Below are 7,111 nucleotides of genomic sequence, written 5' to 3' on the forward strand. Positions count from 1 at the left end.
CGATGCTGCCGGCCGCCGCTACCGGATCGCCGCCGGCAGCGCCAGCCTGGCCGGCCTGCGCACTGCGGTGAATGCCGGTGTTGCGCTGACCTTGCGAACCCCCCGCTTTGCCCATTCCGGCATTGTCGAAGCGCCGCGCGAACTGGGCCTGCCGCCGGTTCCGATGGCCGAATTCGCGATCCGGTTGCGTGCCGATGCTGATGCTTCCGCGGGCGATTTAGCGACGCTGCTCAGCGGCGACCTGGTGCCGTCTCGGCCCCCGGCTGATCTGGCGCCAGCCTGACGCAAGACAACACCGACCTGCGGACGGTCCCCATTTGGAAAGAAAAAGCCGACCTTGCGGTCGGCTTGGAGTAGGACGGGCCGAGGGGTTTGGGGGGACTTGGGGGGTGGCCCGTCGCACCGATAATGTCTGAGTCCGATGATGGTTCCGTGGCTGCGTCACTTTTTTAAGAAATATTTGACGCTGCCTGCTGCGTGCGGGCCGCCAGCCAATCGCGGCCTGCATGGGCGAACACCGCGCAGAGCACAATGGCGCCGCCGATCATACTGGCGACAGGCGGTATATCGGCCAGGAACAGGAAGGCGAACAGGATCGCGAACGGCACCTCCGCCGAGCCGAGCAGACCGGATTCCGGTGCCGGGATAAGCCGCGCGCCTTCCGTCCACAGGATCGACGACAACGCGAAGGCCGCGCCGAAGGTGACGAGCAGAACGGCATCCCTTGCCGAGACCGCCAGCGGGTCGGTGAGGAACCAGCCGAGTATGAACAGCAGAAAGGCTGAAACCGCGCCGGCCCACACCACGGGCGTGTCACGGAAGGCGCGCACCATGATCATGTAGAGTGCGCTGCCGGCCGTCATAAGCAGCGCCAGCCCGTCGCCGAACAGATTTCCCGTGCCGAAGCCCGACCAAACCATGATGGCCACGCCGCACAGCGACACGGCGGCCGCGAGCATCGTTTGCAGGCGGAAGGGCTCGCGCACCAGCACCCAAGCCAGCAGGGCGGCAATGAAGGGCGACGTCGCATAGATGACCGCGACATTGGCGACGAAGGTGAATTTGAACGCCGAGATGAAGGCGATACTGGCCAGTGCGCCTTCCACCGCCAGCAGCCAGCCGCGCCAGCCAAGCCGCAGCGTGCCGCGGTTGCCCGAGCGATGGCGGCGCCACAGCACATAGAGGCTGATCAGGATCGAGCCGACAAACCCGCGCCAGCAGGTGATGGTCAGCGGATCGGCGTGGATCGACTTGGTCAAGACGCCGGTCAGGCCGAACACCGCCGCCGATGACGACACCAATATGATGCCCAGCGTGCGTTCGGTGGCTTCGGTTTTGGCGGCTGCGACGTCAGTCATGCCGACAGCCTACCCCGGCGGGTCCTGACATCGTAGGGTCAGCAGCGAGCGTCATCCCCATCACAGCCGCTTGCGCAAATGCTCGCCGCCGACGATCAGCAGCCCGGCGGCGATGATCAGGGCGGCGCCCAGAAACACTTCGCGGCGCGGCACGTCGCCCCAGATCGCGAAGCCGAGGGCGAACGCCCATAACAGCGAACTGTATTCGAGAGGTGCGAGGATCGATGCCGGCGTGCGCTTCATGCCTTCGAAGAGGAGGTATTGCGCCAGGCCGCCAAGCGCGCCCACGCTGGCGAGAAGCAGCAACTGGGCCAGATCGGGCGTATGCCACCACGACAGCGCCGGCACCGCCGAAAACAGCAGGAAATAGAAGTTGTTGAGGAGAAGCTGGATCATCGAGCGCTCGGCAAGCGCGGTCTTGCGCAGGAGCACGATGGCGATGGCCCATAAAAGGGCGGCCGCCAGCACCAGCAGCACCGGCACGGACAGGCCGAGATGGGTCGGGTCGCAAGCGACGAAGACGCCGGCAAAACCCATCAAAACCGCCAGCCAGCGCGACATCGGCACCTTTTCGCCGAGCAGGAACACCGAAAACACGGTCACAATGATCGGCGCTGCGTAGTAGACGGTGGTCAGTTCGGCGAACTGCAGGCTGCGGGCGGCGTTGTAGTAACAGAGCCAGGCGGCAAGCGTGAAAGCGCTGCGCACCAGCATCGGCCGCACGATCGGCGAGCGCACCGTGTCGGCAAACAGCTGTCGCCCGCCGATCGCCGCGCAAGCGCCAAGAATGGTGATGCTGCGGAAGAACATGATCTGCCAGACCGTCATTCCGGTGACCAGCAGCTTGATCGAGGCGTCCTGCGTCGAAAACAAGAGATAGGCAGCACCGGTCAAAAGGATGCCGGCGAAAACCCTTTCGCGTGTTTCGAGAATGGCGACATCGGCCATAAGGCGCGGACCAAAGGTGCGGGAAACGACAGGAATAGCATGAGGACGCTGCGAAATCAGGCCCCGGCTCCCAGCTATACGGGTGAAAGCCGAGACGGCGCTACGCCAGCCCTGAGCTTGCATTGGGACAGGGATTGCTTGCTTCCAGGGCGCGATCGGCACTTATATCTGATATCGACGAAGTCATGCTGCTCGCTGGCCGCAAAGCGAAAGAGGCAACGAAAATGGACGCCATCGAACTCAAGGCCATGCAGGCGCCGCTGAAGCAGGCCTATCGCGACGACGCCTCGCAGGCACTGATCACGCTGCGAGCGAGGGGCTCGATCGACGACCAGTCGGTGGCCTGCAAGGTCGAGACGGGCAGGGCGATCGCTGTCGCCGGCCTGCATCCGGCAACCGGCGGCTCGGGGCTGGAACTCTGTTCCGGCGACATGCTGCTGGAAGCACTCGTGGCTTGCGCCGGGGTGACGTTGAAGGCAGTGGCGACGGCACTCGAGTTCAAGCTCGGCGCCGCCACGGTGGAAGCCGAAGGCGATCTCGATTTTCGCGGTACGCTCGGTGTCGCCAAGGACGCGCCGATCGGTTTTCGTGCCATCCGGCTCAATTTCGCTCTCGACACGGATGAACCGCAGGAGCGCATCGATGCACTGCTGAAGCTGACCGAGCGCTATTGCGTGGTGTTCCAGACCATCAGCCAGAAGCCGGAATTGACGGTGAGTGCCCGGCGCTGAAATCAGAAGGCCCGCGCCAAGCGGCCGCGGGCCTTAGTGCATCAAATCCTTACTGCGCGGCCGGTGCCTCGGCATCGCCCTCATCGGTGAAGGGCGACGCGCTCGGCACGCACTGCAACGACCACCCCGTCGGTGTCGGCTGCTTCTGATATTCGGTGATGGCGGCGGTGCATTGTTCGCGCTTGTCGAAGGTGCTGGGCAGCACCACCATGCCGCCCTGTGGACCGGCGATTACCAGATACCAGACCAATGCTGCGGTCGTAGCCATGGGAGTTTCCTTGTTCTGCCCAGTTTGGGCTCTCGCTGTTGTCGGAGTCGCTACGATCCTAACAACTCCGGGGAAATGACGAAAGCATGACCGGCGCGCAGCTTTTTCCCGTCAGATCACAGCCGCGTGATGATGTGGCGGATCTCGGAGAGGGCTTGCGACCTAGGCCGCTCAGTTGGTTGCAAAGCAGTAAAACAACCCGTCGCCCCCAGTGCCCTTCAGTGCTTGCTGGCTGCAGCCGCCGCGTGAGGCATGCGAGGAATTCCACGACTTTGCCGCCGCCGAATCGTCAAGCCCGGTGCGGTCGTGATGACCCATCATCGCCGCCCCGTCGGCGCCGCTCATCGTCCAGTCGCCGCAGGTCTGGTCGGCGATCCTGGTGCCGTCGGGCTTGGACCCGGTCAGCATGTCATGCCGGTTCGGCGTGTCGCCGCGGCCATTGACCGCTTCGCCCTTTTCGTCGAGCGCCGTCTGTTTGGTGATGCCGTTGGCGTCGCTGTGCAACGAGGCGACATCGTCGGCGATCTTGACGCCCTTGGCGTTGAACCACGGACCCTTGCCGATGCGGTCGCGGGCATCCTCGGCGCTGGTCGAAAGGTAGGCGTGCCAGCTCTTGCCGGTGGCGCCGGCTGCTTCGGCCAGCGAAGCGCAATGCGCGTCGGCGCCCTTCAGGCCGCCGAGATCGGCGCCCTTGCCGGAGCCGACACTGGTCACGAAGAAACTCATCTTGGCATCTTGCGAGACAGCCACGCCTGATGTTGCGCCGAGAGCGGCTGCAAAGGCGGTGGCGGCAACGAAAAGAAGTCTGCGCATATCGATCCTCCGGTTTCGAATGTCCTACGTTCGAAGAACGTAGCCGGAGGCGCTTTTAATCCCCGGCATAGGCCACCCGAATGCGGGCAGCGGTTCCCGGAGTCGTCAAAACCAAGGTGTGACTTTATTCGGGCTGCCTGTAGGCGACGAAGCGGTTGTGCTTGGCCTGGAAGATCAGCCCCGTCTCTTTCAGCTCCGGGCTTGCCAACGGCACGATGCGCTTGGCGATCTCGGAAGGGTGCGGCAGCGTCTCCGGATCCTCGCCAGGCAGGGCCTGGGCCCGCATGGCGGTGCGCGTGGCGCCCGGGTCCGCGGCATTGACCCGCAGCGGCAGGCTTTGCGTCTCATGCGCCCAGGAGCGCATCATGGTCTCGACCGCCGCTTTCGATGCCGCATAGGGCGCCCAGAAGGCGCGCGCCGAATGCGCCGCGTTGGACGACAGGATGATGGCCCGGCCGGCATCGGAAAGCCTGAGCAGCGGGTCGACCGAGCGGATCAGCCGCCAGGTCGAGGTCACGTTGATGGTCATCACCTTCTCGAAGGTCTTGGCCTCGACATGGCCGATCGGCGAGATGACGCCCAGCACGCCGGCATTGGCGACGAGGATGTCGAGCTTGCCCCAGCGCTCATGGATGGCGCCGCCCAGCCGGTCGATGCCGGCCATGTCGGCGAGGTCGAGCGGCACCAGCGTCGCTTGGCCGCCGGCCGCCTTGATCTGGTCGTCGAGTTCTTCCAGCCCACCGACCGTGCGCGCGACCGCGATGACGTGCGCCCCGGCGGCGGCCAATTCCCTGGCGATGAAATAGCCGATGCCGCGCGAGGCGCCGGTGACGACCGCGACGCGGCCGGTAAGGTCGAGGGTCATGCGAGATTTCCGTAAGGTCTGGCCTACGCCCCACTGTTCGCCAGCAGCGACAGCGTGCGCACATTGTCGTGGCCTTCGAAGTCGAGCAGGCGGGTCGGGTACTGCCCGGTGAAGCAGGCGTCGCAGAACTGCGGCTGCTCATCGTTGCGGCTGGCCTCGCCGACGGCGCGGTAGAGGCCGTTGATGGAGAGGAAGCCGAGCGAATCGACACGAATGAATTCGGCCATCTCCTCCACCGACATGCGCGAAGCCAGGAGCTTCGATTTCTCCGGCGTGTCGACGCCGTAGAAGCAGGAGGCGCTGGTCGGCGGCGAAGCGATGCGCATATGCACTTCCCGGGCGCCGGCATCGCGCACCATCTGCACGATCTTCTGGCTGGTGGTGCCGCGCACGATAGAATCGTCGACCAGCACCACTCGCTTGCCCTCGATCATGCGGCGGTTGGCGTTGTGCTTCAGCTTGACCCCCATGTGGCGGATCGAATCGCCGGGCTGGATGAAGGTACGACCGACATAGTGGTTGCGGATGATGCCGAGTTCGAAGGGGATGCCGGCCGCCTGGCTGAAGCCGATCGCTGCGGGCGTGCCGGAATCCGGCACCGGTACGACGATGTCGGCCTCGACCGGGTTTTCCTGTGCCAGCTCGGCGCCGATGCGCTTGCGCACCTCATAGACGTTGCGGCCTTCGACCGAAGAATCCGGCCGGGCGAAATAGACATATTCGAAGATGCAGAAGCGGGTCTTCTGCGGCTCGAACGGGAACAGGCTTTCAATGCCCTTGGAGGTGACGACGACCATCTCGCCGGGTTTCAGGTCGCGCACGAAACGCGCGCCGATAATGTCGAGCGCGCAGGTCTCGGAAGCGAGGATCCAGGCGCCGTCGAGGTCGCCCAGCACCAGCGGGCGGATGCCGAGCGGATCGCGGCAGCCGATCATCTTCTTCGCCGTCATCGCCACCAGCGAGAAGGCGCCTTCGACCTGCCGAACGGCGTCGATGAAGCGTGAGTTGAGGTCGCGTTCCTTGCTGGTCGCAACCAGATGCAGAAGCGTCTCGGTGTCGGAGGTCGAGGAGAAGATCGCGCCCTGCTTCTGCAGCGCGCGCTGCACCGTCATGGCATTGGTGAGATTGCCGTTGTGGGCGACAGCGAAGCCGCCATCGGCCAACTCGGCGAAGAAGGGCTGGATGTTGCGCATGCCGGCGCCGCCTGTCGTGGCGTAGCGCGTATGGCCGATGGCGCGGTTGCCTTGCAGGCTGTCGATGACGCGCTGCTTGGTGAAAGTGTCGCCGATCAGGCCGACATGGCGTTCGACATGGAACTGGCTGCCGTCATAAGAAACGATGCCCGCCGCTTCCTGGCCCCGATGCTGCAGGGCATGCAGGCCGAGGGTGACGATTGCCGCTGCGTCCTGCCGGCCGAAAATGCCGAACACACCGCATTCGTCGTGGAAATGGTCGTCGGCCTCGGCGGAAAGCACGTCGTCTGCGTCTGCCATCTTAAGCTCCGCTAAAATCGCCATATAGTGCGGGTTCGCGTCGAAAGCAACGCGCGCCGTGCAGTCGTTCACACCATCGTCTGTTCAGGGCGCCCTTTCGGGGTCAGTTTGCCGGTGCTGCCGGTGCTGCGGGTGCTGGCTTGGGTGTGTTGTCCGCGGGGCCAGCGTCATTGTCGTCCGGGGCCGGCGCATTTGCATCGTCACCTGTTGCCGGCACATCCGCCGCTGGCGCATCCGGGGCGGCCGGAGTCTCGCCACCCGCTTTCGGGCTGAGCTTCTTGAGGATTGCGTTTTCGGTGTCGGCGGGCAACAGGTTCTCGATCTTGGCGCCTATCGATTCCAGCAATGGCCGTGATTTGGCGTCGGTCACCCAGGCCGGCGCCTTGGCGCCAGCCAGCCAGTTGAAGAACAAGAGCGCCACCGCGACGACCAGGATGCCGCGCGCGGCGCCGTAGAGGAAACCGAGCGTGCGGTCGAGCGCGCCGATGCGCGAATCGATGATCCAGTCGGCGAGCTTCATGGTGATGACGGAGACAACAATCAGCGCGACGATGAAAACGACGCCGGCGGAGGCCGCCATGGCGATCTTCTCATTCTCGATGTAGGGCTTCAGATAGGGCAGGACCGGCTTGTAG

At 64.6% G+C, this 7,111-nt stretch carries 8 protein-coding genes and 1 pseudogene; 2 read left to right on the forward strand and 7 right to left on the reverse strand.

From position 1 onward, the window contains the following. A pseudogene (locus tag C1D09_RS15505) lies at window positions 1-283 on the forward strand (LysR substrate-binding domain-containing protein); the annotation flags it as partial. A gap of 166 nt (window positions 284-449) precedes the next feature. Here the strand turns inward: C1D09_RS15505 and C1D09_RS15510 are convergent. Continuing rightward, window positions 450-1,358 (reverse strand): DMT family transporter, encoded by a 909-nt coding sequence (locus C1D09_RS15510; RefSeq protein ID WP_143975135.1) that lies wholly within the window; start codon window positions 1,356-1,358, stop codon window positions 450-452. 60 nt (window positions 1,359-1,418) lie between these two features. Continuing rightward, entirely contained in the window at window positions 1,419-2,306 is an 888-nt protein-coding gene (locus C1D09_RS15515; protein WP_143975136.1) for a DMT family transporter, read from the reverse strand. Between the two features lie 224 nt (window positions 2,307-2,530). Here C1D09_RS15515 and C1D09_RS15520 point away from each other — a divergent pair, with 224 nt between their 5' ends. Next, window positions 2,531-3,037: an OsmC family protein gene (locus C1D09_RS15520; protein ID WP_143975137.1), complete on the forward strand. Its 507-nt coding sequence runs from the start codon at window positions 2,531-2,533 to the stop codon at window positions 3,035-3,037. Between the two features lie 49 nt (window positions 3,038-3,086). On the opposite strand, the gene C1D09_RS15525 is transcribed toward C1D09_RS15520, so the two are convergent. The 5 genes from C1D09_RS15525 to C1D09_RS15545 form a co-directional block, all read right to left on the reverse strand. Continuing rightward, window positions 3,087-3,305 (reverse strand): hypothetical protein, encoded by a 219-nt coding sequence (locus C1D09_RS15525; protein ID WP_143975138.1) that lies wholly within the window; start codon window positions 3,303-3,305, stop codon window positions 3,087-3,089. 171 nt (window positions 3,306-3,476) lie between these two features. Beyond that, window positions 3,477-4,118, reverse strand: a complete 642-nt coding sequence (locus C1D09_RS15530) for a hypothetical protein (protein WP_143975139.1) — start codon at window positions 4,116-4,118, stop codon at window positions 3,477-3,479. Between the two features lie 124 nt (window positions 4,119-4,242). Next, window positions 4,243-4,983 carry an SDR family NAD(P)-dependent oxidoreductase gene (locus C1D09_RS15535; protein ID WP_143975140.1) on the reverse strand — a complete coding sequence of 247 codons (741 nt, stop codon included), beginning with the start codon at window positions 4,981-4,983 and terminating at the stop codon, window positions 4,243-4,245. Between the two features lie 23 nt (window positions 4,984-5,006). Continuing rightward, window positions 5,007-6,476 carry an amidophosphoribosyltransferase gene (gene purF, locus C1D09_RS15540; RefSeq protein ID WP_019857255.1) on the reverse strand — a complete coding sequence of 490 codons (1,470 nt, stop codon included), beginning with the start codon at window positions 6,474-6,476 and terminating at the stop codon, window positions 5,007-5,009. Between the two features lie 103 nt (window positions 6,477-6,579). Continuing rightward, window positions 6,580-7,111 (reverse strand): CvpA family protein (locus C1D09_RS15545; protein WP_143975141.1); only part of this gene is annotated, 532 nt, incomplete at its 5' end.

Source organism: Mesorhizobium intechi (genome assembly GCF_002879535.1).
GTDB classification, from domain to species: domain Bacteria; phylum Pseudomonadota; class Alphaproteobacteria; order Rhizobiales; family Rhizobiaceae; genus Mesorhizobium; species Mesorhizobium intechi.